Origin of the sequence: Ramlibacter aurantiacus (assembly GCF_016722895.1) — a bacterium.
Taxonomy (GTDB): domain Bacteria; phylum Pseudomonadota; class Gammaproteobacteria; order Burkholderiales; family Burkholderiaceae_C; genus Ramlibacter; species Ramlibacter aurantiacus.
Genome location: NZ_JAEQNA010000001.1, coordinates 363,115 through 383,018 on the forward strand (window position 1 = coordinate 363,115; position 19,904 = coordinate 383,018).

17 protein-coding genes are annotated in these 19,904 nt (G+C 70.7%); 6 read left to right on the forward strand and 11 right to left on the reverse strand.

The genetic code is table 11. From position 1 onward, the window contains the following. Positions 1–6 precede the first annotated feature (6 nt). From JI739_RS01715 to JI739_RS01725, 3 genes are all read right to left on the reverse strand, one after another. The gene (locus JI739_RS01715; RefSeq protein ID WP_201682108.1) at positions 7–2,388 is read right to left on the reverse strand and encodes a hybrid sensor histidine kinase/response regulator; all 2,382 of its coding nucleotides are present in this window, start codon (positions 2,386–2,388) and stop codon (positions 7–9) included. A 111-nt stretch (positions 2,389–2,499) separates the two neighbouring features. Further along, positions 2,500–3,384 carry a YihY/virulence factor BrkB family protein gene (locus JI739_RS01720; RefSeq protein WP_201682109.1) on the reverse strand — a complete coding sequence of 295 codons (885 nt, stop codon included), beginning with the start codon at positions 3,382–3,384 and terminating at the stop codon, positions 2,500–2,502. A 6-nt stretch (positions 3,385–3,390) separates the two neighbouring features. After that, the gene (locus JI739_RS01725) at positions 3,391–4,164 is read right to left on the reverse strand and encodes a ParA family protein (protein ID WP_201682110.1); all 774 of its coding nucleotides are present in this window, start codon (positions 4,162–4,164) and stop codon (positions 3,391–3,393) included. 141 nt (positions 4,165–4,305) lie between these two features. Here JI739_RS01725 and JI739_RS01730 point away from each other — a divergent pair, with 141 nt between their 5' ends. Further along, the gene (locus JI739_RS01730) at positions 4,306–5,385 is read left to right on the forward strand and encodes an FUSC family protein (protein ID WP_201682111.1); all 1,080 of its coding nucleotides are present in this window, start codon (positions 4,306–4,308) and stop codon (positions 5,383–5,385) included. A gap of 37 nt (positions 5,386–5,422) precedes the next feature. Here the strand turns inward: JI739_RS01730 and JI739_RS01735 are convergent, their stop codons facing one another. Beyond that, positions 5,423–7,417 (reverse strand): transcriptional regulator, encoded by a 1,995-nt coding sequence (locus JI739_RS01735; RefSeq protein ID WP_354003659.1) that lies wholly within the window; start codon positions 7,415–7,417, stop codon positions 5,423–5,425. Between the two features lie 113 nt (positions 7,418–7,530). On the opposite strand from JI739_RS01735, the gene JI739_RS01740 reads away from it, so the two are divergent. The 3 genes from JI739_RS01740 to JI739_RS01750 all read left to right on the forward strand — a co-directional run bounded on the left by JI739_RS01740 (position 7,531) and on the right by JI739_RS01750 (position 10,795). Further along, a complete protein-coding gene (locus JI739_RS01740; RefSeq protein WP_201682113.1) occupies positions 7,531–8,388 on the forward strand; it encodes a class I SAM-dependent methyltransferase in 858 nt (285 codons plus the stop codon). Positions 8,389–8,406: 18 nt separating this feature from the next. Next, entirely contained in the window at positions 8,407–9,618 is a 1,212-nt protein-coding gene (locus JI739_RS01745) for a vanadium-dependent haloperoxidase (RefSeq protein ID WP_201682114.1), read from the forward strand. Positions 9,619–9,808: 190 nt separating this feature from the next. After that, positions 9,809–10,795: a Bug family tripartite tricarboxylate transporter substrate binding protein gene (locus tag JI739_RS01750; protein ID WP_201682115.1), complete on the forward strand. Its 987-nt coding sequence runs from the start codon at positions 9,809–9,811 to the stop codon at positions 10,793–10,795. Positions 10,796–10,817: 22 nt separating this feature from the next. On the opposite strand, the gene JI739_RS01755 is transcribed toward JI739_RS01750, so the two are convergent. Further along, positions 10,818–11,096, reverse strand: a complete 279-nt coding sequence (locus tag JI739_RS01755; RefSeq protein ID WP_201682116.1) for a hypothetical protein — start codon at positions 11,094–11,096, stop codon at positions 10,818–10,820. Between the two features lie 295 nt (positions 11,097–11,391). Here JI739_RS01755 and JI739_RS01760 point away from each other — a divergent pair, with 295 nt between their 5' ends. Beyond that, positions 11,392–12,558: a helix-turn-helix transcriptional regulator gene (locus tag JI739_RS01760; protein ID WP_201682117.1), complete on the forward strand. Its 1,167-nt coding sequence runs from the start codon at positions 11,392–11,394 to the stop codon at positions 12,556–12,558. 16 nt (positions 12,559–12,574) lie between these two features. Here the strand turns inward: JI739_RS01760 and JI739_RS01765 are convergent, their stop codons facing one another. Further along, positions 12,575–13,402: an undecaprenyl-diphosphate phosphatase gene (locus tag JI739_RS01765; RefSeq protein WP_201682118.1), complete on the reverse strand. Its 828-nt coding sequence runs from the start codon at positions 13,400–13,402 to the stop codon at positions 12,575–12,577. Positions 13,403–13,679: 277 nt separating this feature from the next. On the opposite strand from JI739_RS01765, the gene JI739_RS01770 reads away from it, so the two are divergent. Further along, positions 13,680–14,639, forward strand: a complete 960-nt coding sequence (locus tag JI739_RS01770) for an EamA family transporter (protein WP_201682119.1) — start codon at positions 13,680–13,682, stop codon at positions 14,637–14,639. Here JI739_RS01770 and JI739_RS01775 read toward each other — a convergent pair. From JI739_RS01775 to JI739_RS01795, 5 genes are read right to left on the reverse strand one after another with little or no spacing between them, the layout of a single operon-like run. After that, a complete protein-coding gene (locus JI739_RS01775) occupies positions 14,611–15,579 on the reverse strand; it encodes a Bug family tripartite tricarboxylate transporter substrate binding protein (RefSeq protein ID WP_201682120.1) in 969 nt (322 codons plus the stop codon). The genes JI739_RS01770 and JI739_RS01775 overlap by 29 nt on opposite strands. 21 nt (positions 15,580–15,600) lie before the next feature. Further along, on the reverse strand, positions 15,601–17,034 hold the full coding sequence (locus JI739_RS01780; RefSeq protein WP_201682121.1) for an NAD-dependent succinate-semialdehyde dehydrogenase: 1,434 nt from the start codon (positions 17,032–17,034) through the stop codon (positions 15,601–15,603). Further along, on the reverse strand, positions 17,031–17,789 hold the full coding sequence (locus JI739_RS01785; protein WP_201683275.1) for an SDR family oxidoreductase: 759 nt from the start codon (positions 17,787–17,789) through the stop codon (positions 17,031–17,033). The genes JI739_RS01780 and JI739_RS01785 overlap by 4 nt, the downstream gene beginning before the upstream one ends. Before the next feature lie 16 nt (positions 17,790–17,805). Further along, positions 17,806–18,759, reverse strand: a complete 954-nt coding sequence (locus JI739_RS01790) for a PDR/VanB family oxidoreductase (RefSeq protein ID WP_201682122.1) — start codon at positions 18,757–18,759, stop codon at positions 17,806–17,808. Then, positions 18,759–19,790, reverse strand: a complete 1,032-nt coding sequence (locus tag JI739_RS01795; RefSeq protein WP_201682123.1) for an aromatic ring-hydroxylating dioxygenase subunit alpha — start codon at positions 19,788–19,790, stop codon at positions 18,759–18,761. Before JI739_RS01795 ends, JI739_RS01790 begins: the two co-directional genes overlap by 1 nt. Positions 19,791–19,904: the final 114 nt, after the last annotated feature.

Here is a 19,904-nt window from a genome sequence, read left to right on the forward strand (position 1 = left end):
GAAGCCTCAGGCCCCCAGCCCCTGCAGCCACTTGCCCAGGGCGTCCGGATCGACCGGCTTGACGAAGTGCTCCATGCCCGCGTCGCGGCTGGCGGCCAGCTCGTCGTATTGCCCGAAGCCGCTGATCACGGCCAGTGCCGCGGACTGCATGCCCGGAAGGCGAACCAGCTGGGCGGCCAGCTCGCGGCCGTTGCCGTCCGGCAGGCGCACGTCCAGCAGGCAGACGTGGGGGCGCACGTGGGCCGCCGTGGCCAGGGCCCGCGCCACGGTCGCCTCCACGTAAGCCTCGTAGCCCATCTCCTCCAGGAGCATGGCCAGCACCTGACCCGAATCCCGGTTGTCGTCCACCACCAGCACGCGGGTCGGCGGGGCCACCTGCGGGCCGTCGTGGGCGGCCGGTGCGTGCGGCTCCGGCAAGGTCTGTGCCGCCGGCAGCCTGACGGTGAAGGTGCTTCCGTGGCCCGGGCCCATGCTCGAGGCGGACACGCTGCCGCCATGCAGCTCGACCAGCCTTCGCACCAGGGCCAGCCCGATGCCCAGCCCGCCTTGGGCGTGGTCCTGCGCCCGCTCACCTTGGACGAACAGATCGAAGACCCGCTCCAGCAGCTCGGGGGTCATGCCCAGCCCGTTGTCGATCACGCGCACCACGGCGCTGTCGTCCTCGATGCCGGTCTCGACGACCACCCGACCCGAGGGCGGGGTGTACTTGGCGGCGTTGCCCAGCACGTTCGCGAAGATCTGGACCAGGCGCTTGCGGTCTCCCTCCACCGGCAAGGGCGCGGAGCCGGCCATGATGTGCAGGGAGTGCCGCTTGCCGTCCATCAGCGGGCGGGTCTGCTCCACGGCATCGGCGAGCACCTGGCGCAGGTCGACCTGGTCCGCGGCCAGGGTCACCAGGCCGCGTGCCACGCCGGAGACATCCATCAGGTCGTCCACCAGGGAGCGCAAGTGCGCGGCCTGCCTGCCGATCAGGTCGGCCGTCTGCCGCACGCGGGCCTCGTTGCCGGCCACCCGATGCAGCAGCGTCACGCCCGATGCGATGGGTGCGAGCGGGTTGCGCAGCTCGTGGGCGAGCATGGCCAGGAATTCGTCCTTGCGGCGGTCCTCCTCGCGCAGGATCTCGCGCGCCAGGAACTGTTCGTGGATGTCGGTGCAGGTGCCCATCCACCGCGAGATGGTGCCGCTGTCGTCGCGCAGCGCCACCGCCCGGCCGAGCACCCAGCGGAAGACGCCGGTGTGGTGCCGCAGGCGGTATTCGATCTCGTAGGTCGCCCCCGTCTCCAGGCTGCGCTGCCAGCGCTCCCGGGCGCGCGCCTGGTCCTCGGGGTGGAACACGTCGTTCCAGGCATGGCCATCGGTCACGCCCTGCGGCACGCCCGTGAACTCGTACCAGCGCTGGTTGAAGTAGTCATGGAAGCCGTCGGGGCGGGCGGACCAGACCATTTGCGGCATGGCGTCGGCGATGGTGCGAAAGCGCAATTCGCTCTCGCGCAGCCGCTCCAGCGTGCGCTTGTGCTCCGTGACGTCCGAGCCCTGGATCAGGATGCCCTCGACAGCGCCGTCGCGGCCGCGCATGGGCTGCAGGATGAAGTCCACCAGCCGCTCCTCGGCCTCGCGGCCTTCGGGGCTCAGGCGAACGGGCGAGGCTTCCCCCACGTACGGCTTGCCCGTGCGCAGCACCTCGTCGAGCACCGCGCCCCAGCCTTGCTCGATGGCGGCCGGCGCCACCTCCCGCACGGGCCGGCCCACGATCTCGCCGCGGCGCCCCACGAAGGAGCGGTAGGCGCGGTTCGCCTGCCTGAAGATGTGGTCGGGCCCGGACAGGACCGCCAGGAAGCCGGGCGCCTCGTCGAACATCCGGATCAGGCGCTCGGCCTCTTCGGCCCGGGCCTGTTCGGCCTCGACCGCCAGGGTGGTCTCGAACGCGATGCAGTAGAAGCCCGGCACCTGGCCATCGTCAGTGACGACGGGGTTCCACACGAACGAGAAGCTGGCGACCTGTTCACGCCCGTCCCTGAGGACGCGGAACGGCGTGTCGGTGCCCTGGATACCCTCGCCGCTGCGGATGCGTTCGAGCATGCCGTCGAGCTCAGGGCCTACTTCGGACCACACGTCACGGAAAGGCCGGCCCAGGGCCTGCGGATGCTTGTCACGCAAGATGGCCGCATAGGCGTCGTTGTACAAGAGCCGCGCCTCGGGTCCCCAACAGATGAACATGGGGCCGCGTGAGCGGAGCATGGAGCGCACCAGGGACTGCAGGGACGCAGGCCATTCGGCTGCAGGGCCCAGCGGATGGTCGTGCCAGGCGAACTCGGCCAGCCGGCCGGCGATTTCGCTCCCGCCGTGGAACAAGCCCGCCGGTACGGCGGATGGGTGGGTTGGCGACATGTCGCACCAGGAAGCTGTGGCCGGGCGCGGGCCGTGCGCGTGGCCGCTGTCCTTGCGGCCGGACGATCATAGCGGCGGCCACCGCGCGCCGACGGGCCGGGCGGACCAGGATCAGCCGGGCCCGGGTGGCGTCACCTTCTCGCGCAGCACGCCGTTGATTTCGGCCCCGAAGATCAGGGTGGTGGCGCTGATGTACAGGAACACCAGGGTCGCGACCACGCTGGCGAAGCTGCCGTACACCAGCGCCAGCTTGCCGGCCGTGCCCAGCGTGTACGACAAGGTGGCAGCCGCGGCCACCCAGAAAGCCGCACCCACCACGGCGCCCGGCAGCACCGTGTACAGCCGCTGGCGGTTGTCGGAGAGCCACCCGTACATCGCCGCGTACAGCACCACCAGCACCACGAAAGCCATGCCGTAGCGCACGCTCTGGCGCAGCCACAAGGTCTCGCGACCCACGCCGGCGTTGGCTTCGAGCAATTGCCAGATGTACGGCAGGATGACCACCCAGCTGAACGCCGCCAGCGCCACCGAGCCGACGACCACCGTGAACACCGTGACCTTGAGCCGGGCCTTCCAGAACGACAGGCCCCGCTCGACGCCGTAGGCGCGGTTGAGCGCGGTGCGAATGCCCTGCATGCCCGACGACGCCGTCCACAGCGTCGTCACCAGGCCGATGGCCAGCAGCGCCTGGCTGCGCTGCGCCAGCACCTGCTTGATGACCGGCTGCATCGCCTCCTGCACCAGCGGCGGCAGGTAGCTCACGACGCGGTCCACCAGCGCGGCCGCATCGCCCGGCTGGCCGACGAAGGCCGCGGCGGACGACACCAGGATCAGCAGCGGGAACATGGCCAGCACCCAGGAGAAGGCCAGGCTGCCGGCCTGGTTGGCACTCTGGTGCATCACGTAGTTGCGCATCGCCAGCAGCATCACGCCGAGGCCCGGGATACCCAGTGCGGTATCCCGAACGCGTTGCCCGAACTGCGCGAGGCGGCCCATCGCGCCCTACGCAGCGCCGTGGAGTTCGTCGTGCAGGGCGATGTACTCCTGCGTGAGCTTGTGCCGGGCGTCCAGGTAGATGAGCGGCCTGGCCAGGTCGTGCGATTCCCTCACCCGCACCGATGAGCTCAGATAGGTGCGCAGCACCGGCAGCCCCTCGGCCACCATGTCGCTGACCAGGCGCTGCGGCAGGTTGGCCCGGGGCTGGAACTGGTTGACCACGATGCCCTTGACCTCGAGCTCTTCGTTGTGGTCGGCCTTGATCTCGCCCACGTTGCTCAGCAGCGTGTAGAGCGCCTGGCGCGAGAACTCGTCGCAGTCGAACGGGATGACGCAACCGCTGGCCGCGATCAGCGCCGAGCGGGTGTAGAAGTTCAGCGCCGGCGGGGTGTCCACGTAGATGCGGTCGTATTCCTCGGACAGGGTGTCGACGGCCTCGCGCAGCTTGTAGATCTTGCCGCGCGATTCGAGCTTGCCGTGCAGGTCTTCCAGGTCGGTGCCGGGCGGCAGCACCCACAGGTTCTCGAACGGGGTCTCGGCCACGAAGTCGCCGATGGGCGTGGGCCGCAGCGCGTACTTGAGCATCTGGCTGAAGAAGCCGCTGATGCCCTCCCCCGCCTGCGCCGCGGCTTCACCCAGCAGGTAGCGGGTGGAGTTGCCCTGCAGGTCCAGGTCGATCACCAGGGTCTTGAGGCCTTGCTGCGCGCTGATGGCAGCCAGGTTGCAGGTGATGGTGGACTTGCCCACCCCGCCCTTTTGATTGAAAACGACCAGACCCATGTGTTGCTCACCCGTTCTTGTGCTCGGGCGATTATCCGGGCAAGCGGATCCGCCCCCGGCCCGCGGCGGCAGGCGTTCGCGCCCCTGTGTCGAATCGGCATCGCCCCTTCTGGCACAGGGGCGCGCTGCCATACTGCCGCCATGAGCCTGAAGCAGCGTGTGTCCCGGGAGCTGCGGCAGCTCGCCAGCATCGACCGCAGTGACCGCCCGTGGGAGATGCCGGTCGCGGCCGCCGTGGCCACCGGCGCGCCCATCTTCATCGGCGTGGCCTATGGCCAGCTCGCGCTGGGCCTGGTCGCCTCGCTGGGCGCCCTGGTGTTCATGCACCTGCCGACGACGCGGCTGTCGCACCGCATGGCCTGGCTCATGGCCTGCGCCTTCGGCATCACGGCCTGCCACGCGCTGGGGCTGCTGGCCCACCTCATGCCGCTCCTGGTGGTGCCGCTCATCGCCGTCATCACCATCCTGGCCACCATGGTCTGCCGTTTCTATGCGGCGCCGCCGCCGGGCAGCCTGTTCTTCGTCATGGCTGCCGCCATCGCCGCCTACAGCCCCGCACAAGGAGGGATCGCCCTGGTGCAGCTGGGCGCCTTCGCCCTCGGCACGGTCTGGGCGGTCGGCGTCGCCTTCCTGTACAGCCTGCACATCGTCAGCCGGCGCGGACTGCCGCAGCAGGCAGCGCCACCCCGACCCGAGTTCGGCTTCGTCGTGCTCGATTCGGTGGTGATCGGCGTCTTCGTGGGCCTGTCGCTGCTGGCCGCGCACGCCTTGCAGCTGGACCGCCCCTACTGGGTGCCGGTCAGCTGCCTGGCCATCATCCAGGGTGCGTCCCTGCGGGCAGCCTGGACCCGCCACCTGCAGCGCATCCTCGGCACGGCCGTGGGGCTGCTGGTCTTCCTGGCGATCACGCAGGTCCGGCTCGACCCCTGGGGCATCGCGGCGGTGCTGACCCTGCTGACGCTGCTGATCGAGACGCTGGTGGTGCGCCACTATGGCCTGGCCACCGTGTTCATCACGCCGCTGACCATCCTGCTGGCCGAGTCGGGCCACTCGAGCGGCCTGGCACCGGAGCACCTCCTGCGCACGCGCCTGGTGGACACCGCCGTCGGCGCGGTGGTCGGGCTCATGGGCGCCGCCTGCCTGCACAGCCCCCGGTTCCGCGCCGTGGCCGATGCCTGGCTGCGCCGTTTGCTGCCGTCGGGCGCGGACAACGGCGTCTAGTGTCCTGTCCCGCAAGTTCGCTGCACATGAAGCCGCACTAGCCGTCGAGCACGCGAGCGGCCTGCCGCACCAGCGCGGTCGCTTGCGGCCCGAGCCGGAACGCCCGCTCGAAATCGGCCAGGCCGTAGCCGGCGTCGGTGCGGCGGATGGCCTGGCCGATCGCCTGGGCTTCGCTGATTCGCCCGGCCAGCGCCAGGCAAATCATCGCGATCGCCCGGACGTGCACGTGCGCGTTGGGACGGCTGACCGAGCGCAAGGCCCATTCGGATGCCTCCTCATGCCGCCCCAGGCGCAGCAGGCCCAGGGCACGCGCGGCCAGCATGGCGAACAGCAGCGGGTCCATGGGGCTGAGCGCCCGCGCCTGGTCGCACGCCTCGATGGCCGACTGCGGGTCGCCCGATTGCATCTGCACGAAACCCAGCGTGTAGTGGCCCAGCGCGAAGTTGGGGCTCAGGTCGATGCTGGTGCGCAGCTCGCGCACGGCGTCATCCTGCCGGTCCATCAGCCACATGGCGCGTCCCAGCGCCCAGTGCGCGGCCGGGTCCTGGTCGTCGGCCATCAGGCCCTCCGCGGCGGTGGCATAGGCCTTGCCGATCGAGGCCTCGCGATCGTGCCAACCCAGGAACGCGTCCTGGAAATGCGTGAACGAGAGTCCCGCCTGCGGCCGCGCGAAGGTGGGGTCGAGGCGCACCGCGCGCTCGAAGAAATGGCGCGCCTGCTCGTTGTCCTCGCGGTTGAAGCGCACCATGTGCCACAGGCCCCGGTGGTGCGCCTCCCAGGCGTTGAGCGAACCCGGGTTCTTGAGGATGGCTCGGTTGCGCTCGGCCTGCTCCACCTGGCTGGCCACGGAGGTGACGATGCGGTTGCCGACGCCCTCCAGCACCTCGAAGGCCTCCTGCAGGCGCAGCGCGAACTCCTCGGCCCAGACCACCCCGCCGCTGCGCCGGTCGGCCAGTTGCACGTTCAGCACCACCCGGCACGCCCCGGCCTCACGCGACAAGGTGCCACTGGCGACATAGTCCACGTCCAGGCGACGGCCCGCATCGTCCGATCCCACGCGCCGGTCGGCCAGCGCGAACATGGTGCCTTCGGCGATGACGAACAGGCTGCGCAGCTTGGCCAGGCGCGTGATCACGTCGCGCGCCAGTCCATCGCCCAGCTCGCTGCGCCCCGCCGCGCCGGGCGTGCGGTCGGTGAAAGGCAGCACCGCCAGCGAAGCCCGACGCGCCGTCGCCTCGGGCGGCTCCCGCTGCAGGGCCGGCGGTGCCTCGCGTGTCGCGGGCCAGGGCTGCGCATGCCGCGCCCGGGCGGCACGCCACGCGAGCGCCAGCGGCCCCCAATCCTGTCCTTCGGCCTCGTACTGCCGCGAGGCCGCCGCCAGGTGCTCGTCGCCTTCGCGAAGCCGTCCGCGCGATGCGAGCGCCTCCAGCAACAGCGCGTGGGCCTGCCGGTCGAACGGGGCGACCGCCAGCCATCGCTCGAGTGCGGCCAGGGCCGGGCCGCTGCCGGGCGCCAGTGAGCGAACCCAGTGCTCGAGCACGGCCGCTTCGGCCGCCCGGAACCGTCGACGCTGGGCCATCAGCCAGCCGGTGAACTCAGGGCTGCGCGGCACGTCCAGGCCTTGCAGGAACTCCCCGCGACGCAGCAGCGCGGCCAGGGTGGCGAGGTCGGCTGCCGGCGTGGACGCCAGCCCCTGCTGCACGGAACGCGCCACATCGAGCGCATCGACGGCCAGCCCCGACAGGTCGAGCGCCACGGACTCGCCGCTCGCAATGACGCGTGCATGCCCGGGCTCGTCCACCGCGGACCTGGCCTTGCTCAGGCACCAGCGAAGCTCGCCGCGCGGGTCGGAGGGCAGGTCCCAGAGCAGTCGGCAAAGCTGGTCGCGCCGCACGGGCCGATCGGTGACGGCGAGGTAGGCCAGCAGCGCGCGAACCTTGCGCGAATGCGCAAGCTCGATCGGGGCGCCGCCACGGTGCAGCGCCATCGGCCCCAGCAGTCGCAAGCCATCGATGGGGGGAGTCGCTTCCACGGCACTTCCAACGGAATTTCCCACGCCCGCCACCACGCCTGCTTCCACGCGCGCCTCCGACAGTCGACTTGCCCGGCACCGCCTGGCCTCGAATCCTCTCCAGGAGAGAACCCATGACCACCTCGACCGACACCCCTCTGCGCCCGCAAGCCGCTGCGCCGACGACGCCCGACTTTCCCGCCATCAAGACCCGCCAGAAGGCCGCCTGGTCCTCGGGCGACTATGCCGTCGTCGGCACCACCTTGCAAATCGTCGGCGAGACCCTCTGCGAGGCCGCCGACCTGCGAGCCGGCGAGCGCGTGCTGGACGTCGCGGCCGGCAACGGCAATGCCACGCTGGCGGCCGCCCGCCGGGGGTCTGAAGTCACCTCGACCGACTACGTGCCGGCGCTGCTCGAGCGCGGCCGCGAGCGTGCTGCCGCCGAGCGGCTGCAGGCCATCCAGTTCCGCGAGGCCGATGCCGAGGCCCTGCCCTTCGAAGACGGCAGCTTCGATGCCGTGCTGTCCACCTTCGGCTGCATGTTCGCCCCCAACGGGCCACGCGTCGCCGCCGAGCTGCAGCGCGTGTGCCGCCCGGGCGGCCGCATCGCGATGGCCAACTGGACGCCGGAAGGCTTCATCGGGCAACTCTTCAAGCTCATCGGGCGGCACGTGCCGCCGCCGGCCGGCATCACGCCTCCCGCGACCTGGGGCACCCGCGCCTTCATCGACCAGCAGTTCGGCCCCGGCGCCTCATCCATTCGGGCGGACAAGCGCCACTTCATGTTCCGTTACCGCTCGGCCGACCACATGCTCGAGATCTTCCGCAGCTACTACGGACCGGTGCTGAAGACCTTCGCGGCCCTGGACGAAGCGGCGCAGCAGGGACTGGCGCGCGAGTTCACTTCCCTGATGAACCAGCACGACACAGGCCGGGGCAACGCCCTCGTGATCCCCGGTGAGTACCTTGAGATCGTCGTCACCCGCCGCTGAGGCGGCAAGGAGCGCGCCATGACACCGAAGACCCCCATCGCCATCGCCGCCACCCTTCTCGCGATGGCCGCGCCGACGCAGGCCGACGTGGTGACCGACTGGAACACCATCGCCGGCGAGCAGGTCGTGCAGGCCAGGCTCGGCACCCCGCCGGCCGTGCGCGTGCTGGCCATCGTGCAGACCGCCGTGCACGAGGCGGTCGGCGCCGCGCGCGGCGAGGTGGCGACGCAGGCCGCCGTGGCGGCCGCCAACCGCGCGGCCCTGTCCCGGCTGCTGCCGCAGCAGGACGGCGCCATCGCGGCGGCGTACCGGCGCGCGCTGGACCCGCTGCCCGATGGGCCTGCCAAGGCCTCCGGTATCGCAGCCGGCGAGCAGGCGGCCCTGCGCGTGCTGGCCTGGCGCGCAGGCGACGGCGCTTCGGCACCGGACCGCTACCGGCCCCAGGTCCAGCCCGGCGTGTACGTCCCCACCGCCGCGGTCGCCACGCCCCACTGGCCGCAGCGCCAGCCCTGGCTCATGGCCAGTGCGGCGCAATTCCGCCCAGGCCCGCCACCCGCGCTGGACAGCGAGCAATGGGCGCGCGACTACAACGAGGTCAAGGTGCTCGGCAGCAAGGCCAGCACGCAACGCACGCCCGAGCAGACCGAGGCCGCGCGCTTCTGGGAGTACTCGCTGCCGCCCATCTACCACGGAGTGGTGCGATCGGTGGCGCAGCAGCCGGACCGCAGCGTGGCGCAGAACGCGCGCCTGTTCGCGGCCGTATCCCAGGCCATGGACGACGCGCTCATCGCGGTGATGGACGCGAAATACCACTACGGCTTCTGGCGGCCGGTCACGGCCATCCGAAATGGTGACCGCGACGACCACCCGGCGACGGAGCTGGAAGCCGGATGGACGCCCCTGATCGACAACCCTGCCCACCCGGAGTACCCCAGCGCCCACAGCATCCTGGCGGGTGCCATCGGTGAGTTGCTCGAGGCCGAGGTGAGGCGGGGATCCTTGCCCGAACTCGCGACCAGCAGCCCGAGCGCGGGCGGCAGGACACGTCGCTGGCCGTCCGTGGACGCCTTCATGCAGGAGGTGGCCGACGCGCGGGTGTGGGAAGGCATCCACTACCGCACCTCGACCGAGGTGGGCCTGGCCATGGGTCGGCGGATCGGCGCACTGGCCACCGGCCAGGTGGCGCAGTCGCCGCTCGGCGGCGAGGGACCGCAGGCGCTGGCGCGCTGACGGCGGCGTCATGCCCGCCGCCTGGCGGCCAGGCGGCGCCAGTCACGCACCGGCCAGCGTGGACACAGGGATCGGGCGCCTCCTGCCGTCGCAGGGGCGCAGACCGGGGTTAACCCGGAACCCCATCTATTTCATTATTGAATATAAACAAACCCGGCAACCCGCCCTGATGACACCGGAGACGTTCCCCATGCCAAGCCGCCGTGACTTCCTCTTCACCTCCGCCGCCGTGCCGCTCATGGGCGGCCTGCTGCCGATCGCCGCGCGCGCCCAGCAGATGCCCGAGCTGGCGCGCATCCTCTGCGGCTTCCCGCCCGGGGGCACCAGCGACGCCATTTCGCGCCGCATCGCCGAGAAGCTGCGCGGCAACTATGCCGGCAACGTCCTGGTCGAGAACCGCCCCGGCGCCGGTGGGCAAATCGCGGTGACGGCGCTGCGCGACAGCCCGGCCAATGGCAGCGTCATGCTGCTCACGCCCTCGTCCATGCTGTCGCTCTACCCCTACGTGTACCGCTCGCTGCCGTACAAGCCCATGGAGGACGTGAAGCCGGTGTCGCTCACCTGTTTCTTCGACCATGCCTTCGGCGTCGGTCCCGCGGTGCCCGAGAGCGTGCGCACCGTGCGCGACTTCATCGACTGGGCCAAGGCCAACCGCGACAAGGCCAACTACGGCTCGCCCGGCGCGGGCTCGGCGCCCCACCTGATCGGCAACGTGCTGGCCAAGGAGACCGGCGTGGACCTGCGCCACGTCGCCTACCGCGGATCCGCACCCGGCATCCAGGACCTGCTGGGCGGCCAGATCTCCGCCATGTCCTCTCCCCTGGGCGACTACCTGCCGCACGTGCGCGGCGGTCGCCTGCGCATCCTGGCCACTTCGGGTGCCCAGCCATCCAAGTTGGTCCAGGGCGTGCAGACGTACAAGCAGCAGGGCTTCAACATCGACATCCGCGAGTGGTACGGCGTGTTCATGCCGGCCCAGGCCAGTGCCGACGTGATCCGCCGCGCGAACACCGCCATCCAGCAGGCGCTGGCCCAGCCCGACCTGGCGGCCAGCATGGCCGAGTTCGGCATGGAGGTGCAAGGCTCCACGCCCGAACGCCTGGTCGAGCTGCTGCGCCGCGACAGCGAGGACTGGGGTCGCATCGTCAAGCAGATCGGCTTCACGCCGGAGAGCTGATCGAGGGGGCCGCGGCCTCGCATCAGAACTGGTCGGGCAGGCTGGCCTCGACGCCTTCGCGCTGAGCCTGCCCGTGGGCGCCGTGCAGCCAGGTCTCGTACGAGGTCGCGGAGACTCCCGATAAGTCGCCCCCGAACGGGGCGAATACCCACGCACTGGGGGTCACGGCAGTGGGCGCCGGGCTGCCACCAGACCAGGACAGCGCGAGCAGAGCAACAGCAGCGGCAGCGGCCCCCGCCACGACCCACGGGAACCGCCGGGCCTGAAGCGCAGGCCTCCACGCCATCGAACTCAGGTTCATCGTCTTTCTCCGGTCCAAGAATTGGAGCAAGGGTCCAGCAGCCACTCACGGGCTGTGGCGGCAGCCTATTGCGCAGCCCCGGACAGGGCGTCATCGGAACCGATGACGCGTGCCGTTTCGCTGTTGCTAGGCCGCCGAGAGCGCGCCCGAATCGCGCACTGTCCTGCTCCGGCAATGGGCTTGTGCCGCCCCTTCCCGCTGCTTACGATGGCCGCCGCACGTGCAGCAGCTCGCCGGTGGTCATCGACGCTGCGGCAAGCGCCTCGCCCTCGAGCAAAGGGCAGCAGGAGTCCACATGGACGGTCTGGATGGCATGTCGGCACCGGCTTTCTCGGAGCTCGTCGGCGCCATCTATGCCTGCGTGCTGGAGCCCCAACGCTGGATCGATACCTGCCGCCAGATCGCTGCGAGCTGCGACAGTCCAGCCGGCGGCCTCTGCGTCCACGATCGGCAGGAAGACGACGTCCAGCTCTTCGTCTTCGGCTACGAAGCCGCCGTCCTGCAGGCCTTGTGCGAGCAGTACGCGCACAGCCCCATGGCGATCGCGAACCAATCGTCCGGGGTCGGTGAAGTCCACGCTCTGTCGATGCCACGTTTTCGGCTGCGCGAAGGGGCGTTCTTCCGCGAGGTGCTCCAGCCGCTCGGGCTGGGGGACATCCTCTGGTTCCCGGCCTTGCGCAACGACCGGCGCACGGCCTCGCTGCGTGCATCTCGCCCGGACAGCGAACCGACCTTCCAGCAACGCGAGATCGAGCTGTTCCGGCTGCTGGCGCCGCATGTCTGCCGCGCCCTGGCGGTGTCCGACCTGCTCGACATCTGCGCCCTGAGGTCGCAGGCGCTGGAGGCGACGCTGGGCGGATTGAACGTGGGCGTGTTCCTCCTCGCGGGTGACGGCCGCGTCGTCTACATGAACGCCGCGGCGCAAGCCCAGGTACGGACGGGCGACGCGCTTCGCCTGGTCGGCCAGCACATCACCCCGGTACATGCGACGGCCCGCGCCGAGTGGTCGCATGCGGTCGACGTCGCCAGCCGAACCGGCGGCGCATGCCCCCATCCCGTAGCCATTCCCGATGGCAAGGGCGGCGGCTATGTCGCCACCCTCATGCCCTTGGCCGGTGCGCAGCATCCGGGCCCGCGGGCACCGGCTGCCGCGCTCGCGGTGTTCACGCAGGACCCCGACCAGTCCTCCCCCATGCCTGGAGCCGCGTTTGCCAGGCTCCACGGCCTGACCGTGGGCGAACTGCGCGTCCTGCTGGCCCTTTCACAGGGACTGGGCGGGCTGCAGGCAGCCGAGATGCTGGGCATCACGGAGCCCACGCTGCGCACGCACCTGCAACGGATCTACTCGAAGACCGGCACGTCCGGCCAGAGCGACCTCTTGCGCCTGCTAGACCACTCGAGGCCGCCGCTGCTGAACGAGATGACCCGCCCCGGCGCCCGTGACGGACCGCCCCTCACCTGAACGATCGGCCACGCCTTCAGTAAGGCTGCAGATACCCGGTCTGCAGCCCCGCCAGCACCAGCAACCCCAGCGCGATGCGATAGACCACGAAGGGCATGTAGGTGCGGGTGGCCACCAGCCGCAGGAACCACACGATCACGGCGTACCCCACGACGAAGGACACCAGGGTCGCGATCAGCGTGGCCGTCACCGGAACGGCCGCGGCATCGTGCCCGTGGCGCCACAACTGGTAGAAGCCGGACGCCAGCACCGCCGGCACCGCCAGCAGGAACGAATAGCGCGCCGCCGCCTCGCGCGTGAATCCCATCAGCAGACCGGCCGTGATGGTGCCGCCCGAGCGGGAGACGCCGGGGATGAGGGCCAGCGCCTGCGCCAGCCCGAACATCAATCCGCGTGTCCACGTCATCTCCGGCAACGTGCGCTGCTTGCGGCCGATGCGGTCGGCCAGCCCGAGCAGCACGCCGAAACCGATCAACGCGAACGCCGTCAGTTGCAGGTGCCGCAGCGAGGTTTCGATCAGGTCCTGGAACGCCAGTCCCGCCACGGCGATCGGCACCGAACCGACGACGATCAGCCACCCCAGCCGCGCATCCGCCGGATGGCCCACGGGCCGCCGCAGCACGGAGCCGAACCAGGCCGCGCCGATGCGAACGAGGTCGCGCCGGAAATACAGCAGGACCGCGAGTTCGGTGCCGATCTGCACGATGGCCGTGAAGGCAGCCCCCGGGTCTCCGCCCGAAGGCAGCAGCGGCCCGACGATGCGCAGGTGCGCGCTCGAGGAGACCGGCAGGAATTCGGTGAGGCCTTGCACCAGGCCCAGGATGACGGCTTCTAACCAACTCATGAGAACGCGGGCCCGGGTTGCGGCAAGTGGCGGGACACAGCGGCAGCGACCTCAGCCACCACGTGCACCGCTGCTTCGAAGCCACGAGCCGTTGCGGTCCGCGCGGTCAGTGGCAAACGCCGGCCTGCCCGTGGCCCGGCGATTCTAGGAGCCCGGGACGTAAGATCCGCCGACCACCTTGCCCGCTCCCGCGAATGAGACCCAGCCGCCCCCGCCAATCGCCCAGCAGCCGGACCGACGCCGCCCTACTGGCTGACCGCCGCGCCCAGCGGGCCTCATGACCGCAGCCACGAGCGCCACGGCCCACCCGTCACCGCTGGAGCGGTCCGACCTCCTCGGGCTGCTGCTGGTGGTCGTCATCTGGGGCCTGAACTTCGTCGTGATGAAGGTCGGCCTGGCCAGCTTCACGCCGTTCCAGATGGGCGCGGGGCGCTACGTCTTCGCCTTCCTGCCGCTGGCGCTGCTGGTGCGCCGCCCGGCGGTGCGGACACGCTGGATCGTCATCTTCGGACTGCTGCAGGGCGTCGGGCAGTTCGGGCTGCTGTTCCTGGCCTTGAAGGTGGGCATGACGGCGGCGCTGGCCTCGGTGCTGCTGCAGACGCAGGTGTTCTTCAGCGCGCTGTTCGGCCTGCTGCTGCTGCACGAGCGGGTCGCCCGCCCCTTGATGGTGGGCCTGGTGTTCGCCGCGGCGGGGCTGGCGTGCTTCCTGGTGAACGTCTCGCGCGCCGAAGCGAGCGCCGCGGTGACCGGCTGGGGGCTGCTGCTCACGCTGGCCGCGTCGGCCATGTGGGCCGCGTCGAACATCGTCGTGCGGCTCGCGCAACGCGAAGGCGCCCGCTTCGATCCGCTCGCCTTCGTCGTCTGGTGCAGCGCGGTGCCCATCGTGCCGTTCGTGGCCATGAGCTGGATCTTCGATGCGCCAGCGACCCACGCCAACTGGTTGCACGCTCCCTGGATCGCCTGGGCCACCCTCGCCTTCCTGGGCTGGATGGCCACCGACCTGGCCTACGGCCTGTGGACCCGGCTGCTCAAGCGCTTCCCCGCGAACCGCGTCGCGCCCTTCAGCCTGGCGGTTCCCCTGATCGGCCTGGCAGCGGGCATCCTGCTGCTGGGAGAGCCCATCGCGCCGCTGCAATGGCTGGGCGCGCTGCTGGTGTTGTGCGCGCTGCTGTGCGTGGTGTTCGGGGATCGGCTGCGGCGGCGGCCGGTCAATCCACCCGGAAGCCCGAACGCTTGACCACCGGACCCCAGCGCTTCGCGTCCTCCTGCATGGTGCGGCCGAGATCCGCCGCGGTGCCACCGCCAGGCTCCAGGCCCAGCGCCGCGAATCGCTCACGAACTTCCGGCAAGGCCAGGACCTTGTTCACCGCGCGATTCACCGCGTCGATCTGCTCCTGCGGCGTGCGCGCCGGTGCGTACATGCCGAACCAGCCCTGCCCCACGATGTCGGGGTAGCCCTGTTCCCTGAAGGTCGGCACGTCGGGCATGACCGGACTGCGCGCGGCACCGGACGTGGCGAGCACCTTGACCTTGCCCGCCCTGGCGTTCTGCTGCCACTCCATCACCACGTCGATGCCCGCCGGCACGTGGTCGCCCAGCACCGCCGACTGCAGCGCGGCGCCGCCGTTGTAGGGCGCGTGGATCATGTCCACCTTCAGCGCGTGGCCGATCATCTCGCCGAAGAAATGCGGCAGGCTGCCCGCCGCCGGTGACCCGAAGGTCGCCTTCTGCGGGTTGGCCTGCAGCCAGGCCACGTACTCCTTCAGTGTCCTGGCCGGCGTGCCGGGGGATACGGCCAGGGCGAAGCCGAAGTCGCACAGCCGTACCACGGGCGCGAAGTCGGTCTGCGGGTTGTAGTTGAGCTTGTTGAACACCATGGGTGCCAGCACCGGCACCACCACGGGAGTGATCATCAGGGTGTTGCCGTCGGGCGGCGCGGACTTCAGCAGCTCCGCGGCCAGCCGGCCCCCAGCGCCGGCGCGGTTGTCGATCAGCACCGGGCGCTTGAGTTCGTCCTTGAGCTTGTCGCCGACGATGCGGGCGACCACGTCGATGGACACGCCCGCGGCGAAGCCGACCAGGATGCGCAGGGGCCGGTCGTTCTGGGCGAGCGCCCAGCCGGGCAGCGCCAGGGATGCGGCGCCGCAGGCGCCCTTGATGAAGTCGCGTCGATGCATGCTTGTCTCCGGTGAGCGGCCTCAGGCCGCATGGTGGTTGAAACGGGTTTCCAGGAAGGCCTCGATGCCTTCGCATCCGGACTCGCTGCCGTGGCCGCTGTCCTTCACCCCGCCGAACGGCGCTTCAGGGACCGAGACCCCGATGCCGTTGATCGCGAGGCTGCCCACCTCCAGTCGCTCTGAAACCTGGAGCATGGCCCGCGCAGAGTCGGTGTACAGGTAACCGGCCAGGCCGTAGGCGTTGCCGTTGGCCATCGCGATCGCCTCGTCCAGGCGGTCGAAGGGCAGCAGGCAGGCGACCGGGCCGAAAGGCTCTTCCTGCATGGCCGGCGCGTGCAGCGGGACGTCGGCCAGGATGGTGGGCGCGACGAAGAAGCCCTGGGTCGGCAGCCCGGCGTCGCCCGACAGCTTGCGTGCACCGCAGGCGATCGAGCGCGCCACCAGGTCCTGCACCGCGGTGCGCCGACGGGCGTTGGCCACCGGCCCCATCTGCGTCGATGCCTGCAGCCCAGGCCCGAGCTTCAGGCCACGGGCCGCCTCGGTGAACGCCTCCAGGAACGCGCCGTAGCGGCGACGCGCGACGAAGAAGCGCGTGGGCGCCAGGCAGGCCTGGCCGGCGTTGCGGAACTTGTGCGTGACGAGCTGGCGCACGGCGCGGTCCAGGTCGGCGTCCTCGCACACGATCACCGGCGCATGGCCGCCCAGCTCCAGCGTGATGCGCTTGAGGTGCCGGCCCGCCAGTTGCGCGAGATGCCGCCCCACGGGAACCGAACCGGTGAAGCTCACCTTGCGGATCACCGGCGAGGTGACCAGCGCCTGCGACACCTCGGCCGGCACGCCGTACACCAGCTGGATCACCCCGGGCGGCAGTTCATCGGCCAGGCAGGCGACCATGGCCGCGACGCTGGCCGGTGTCTCCTCGGCCGCCTTCAGCACGATCGGGCAACCGGCGGCCAGTGCGCCGCCGAGCTTGCGCGCGGACAGCACCAACGGGAAGTTCCACGGCGAGAAGGCCGCCACCGGACCCACCGGCACCTTGAGCACGTCCATGCGGGTGCCGGGTTGACGCGCCGGAACGATGCGGCCGTAGGTGCGGCGCGCCTCCTCGGCATACCACTTGATGAGGTCGGCGGCCATCAGGCATTCGGCACGCGCCTCGGCCAGCGGCTTGCCCTGCTCCTGCGTGAGCAGGCGGGCGATGCGGTCGGCTTCGCCCACGATGCGGGCCACGCCCCGCTCCAGCCGCAGGCACCGTTCGTGCGCCGGCACCTGGCGCCAGGCCTCGAAGGCCGGGCCGGCGGCGTCGAGCGCTTCCTGCAGGTCGGCGGCGCTGCACAGGGCCAGCTCGTCCAGCGTCTCTCCTGTGGCCGGGTCGACGATGGCCACCCGCGCTTCGCCGGCGGCAGGCCGCCAGCGTCCGCCCACCAGCAGGTCGGGACAGCGATAGGCGCTCATATGTTGCGCCCCCCATCCACGTCCAGGCACACGCCGGTGAGGTAGGACGCTTCATCGGACGCGAGGAAGGCGGCCGCCGAGGCCACGTCCGAAGGGCGCGTGAAGCGGCCGAGTGGAATGCGCGCGAGGAAGCGCTCGCGGTTGGCCGGCGTGTCCTCCATGCCCATGAAGTCGCCCAGCATGGCGGTCTCGCCGATCATGGGATTGACCGCGTTCACCCGCACGTTGGCCCGCGCGAATTCGAGCGCCAGGCCCTTGGTGAGATTGATCATCGCGGCCTTGCTGCCGCTGTACCAGGTGAGCCCCGGCCCCGGCCGCACGCCGGTGGTGGAGGCCACGTTGACGATGCAGCCGCCGCCCTGCTCGATGAAGCCGGGGATGACGCACTGCGCCGACCAATACAGGCTCTTGAGGTTGACCCGGTAGACGCGGTCGAACTCGTCCTCGCCCACCTCCAGCGCGGGCTTGTTGCGGTGCGTGATGCCGGCGTTGTTCACCATCACGTGCAGCCCGTCCAGCTCGCGCCGGGTCTGCGCTACCAGGGCACGGAAATCCGACTCGCTGGCCACGTCGCAGCGCATGGCGGCGGCGCGGGCACCGCTGTCGCGGATGTCGGCCGCCACACGGGCCGCGAGGTCGGCGTTGAGGTCGGCGATCATCACCGCCGCGCCCTCTTGGGCGAATCGGCGGGCGATGGCCGCGCCGAAGCCGGAAGCACCACCGGTGACGATGGCGACCTTGTCTTGCAATTGCATGGGCATGGGTTTGTCCTCAGAGATCCAGAACCAGCCTGGGCCCCGCACAGCGCGACACGCAGACCATCATTCGCCGCTGGGCGGCCTTCTCGGCGGGGGCCAGCACCTGGTCCAGGTGCTGCACCTCGCCTTCCACCACGCCGGCTTCGCAGGTGCCGCACAGGCCTTCGCGGCAGGCCCATGGGTGGTCCACGCCCAGACGCTCCAGCGCATCCAGCACGCCTTCGCGGCTGTCCACCTGCGTGGACACGCCGCGGCGGGCCAGCACCAGCTCGAAGCGGCGCCGCTCACCGGCATCGACCTCGGCCGCCTGGAAGCGCTCCAGTCGCACGTGCCCCGGCGACCAGTGCGCGGTGGCGGCCCCGATGGCATCCAGCATCGGCGCGGGACCGCAGGCATAGACGGCGTCCCACAGCCGCTCCACCAGCAGCCCGGCCAGGTCGATGGGCCGGCCCTGCTCGTCGTCGAAATGGGTGCGCAGGCGCGGCCCGGCCAGCGCGCGCAACTCCTCCAGGTAGGCCAGCCTCGGCGCGCTGCGGGCGCAGGCCACCAGCGACCAGTCCAGCCCCTGCGCCGCGGCATGGCGAGCCATCGCGTAGATGGGCGTGATGCCGATACCTCCGGCCACCAGCAGGACCTTGCGATGCGCCGCATCCATCTCGAACAGGTTGCGCGGCGTGCCGATGCGCAGCCGCTGGCCCACCTTGAGCTTCTCGTGGATCCAATGCGAGCCGCCACGGCTGGCGGCGTCCCAGCCCACCGCCACCACGTACTCGTCCTGGCGCGCCGCCCCGGCGGCGTCGACCAGCGAGTACTGGCGCACCTGGCCGTTGGGCAACTCCAGGTCGATGTGGGCACCGGGCGTTGCGCCGGGCAAGGGCTGCCCGTGGGCGTGGCGCAGCGTGATGGCGACCACATCGCGGGCGACGGCGCGCACGCCGTGCACCACGGCATCGATCTCGGCGCTCATCAGGCCACCTCGCTGCGGGCCAGCCGGTCGATCAGCCAGCGCGCCTGGTTCAGCCCGGCGTCGGCCGCGATCGGGATCATGGGCCGCTCGGGCACCAGGCTCAGCACCTTCTGCTGGCCTTCGATCATGCGGCGGTCCTCCTCGAAGGCCACCAGCACATCGTCGAAGATCTTCTGCGTGATGGCCTCGTCGTCCAGCGCGAAGTTGCGCGCCTGGCAGAACCAGTAGTGCGAGGTGGTCTCGGTCTCGGGGGTCTGGATCGAGGTGTGGCGGAACTGCAGGGCCTCGGGCACGCGGTGGCCTTCGGGTGCGCCGGTGCCGGCGGGGGCCGAGCCGGCATCCATGCGCAGCAGCGCGGGCGGCGACCATTGATAGATCTGCCAACGGTCGACCTTGCCCTCGAAGCGCGCCACCCGCTTGTGCAGGTTGGGCATGTCGTCGTCCAGGTACCAGCGGCGGATGGTCAGCGTGCCGGCGCCGCTGTCGTCGCGCTCGATCTGCGGCTTGAGACCGGCCGCGCTCTGCGTGCCCAGCGTCGTGGGATGCACCCAGGCCAGGTGGGTGAAGTCCAGCAGGTTGTCCACGATGAGCTTGTAGTTGGCCTGGTAGTGCAGGTAGCCGGGCTTCATGCGCCACTCGGGCGAGTCGTGCCAGAAGAAGTCGACGATCTGCGAGGCGTCGGCGCCCGCCGGGTCGCCCATCCAGATCCACACCAGGCGATCGCGCTCGACCACCGGATAGCTGCGCACCGACACCTTGGGCGGAATGCTGGACTGCCCCGGGATGTCGACGCAGGCGCCGGTCGCGTCGAACTTGAGCCCGTGGTACATGCAGCGCACCGCATCGCCCTCCTTGCGGCCCAGGTGCAGCGGCGCCGAGCGATGCGCGCAGCGGTCTTCCAGCGCGACCACGCCGCCGCGGGTGTCGCGGTACAGCAGCACCGGCTCACCCAGCAGCGTGCGTGCGAGCAGCCCCTCGGCGGGCACCTCCTCGTCCCAGGCGGCGACGTACCAGCAGTTGCGAACGAACATGGCTTTCCTCTTTCCTTCGGTTGTTCCGCCGGTGCTTCACGGCGTCGATGGAAAGGATGCTAGGGAGCCCCCGTGAAAGCGTGAAATCGTCAATTCCGGAGATTGATCAAGAAT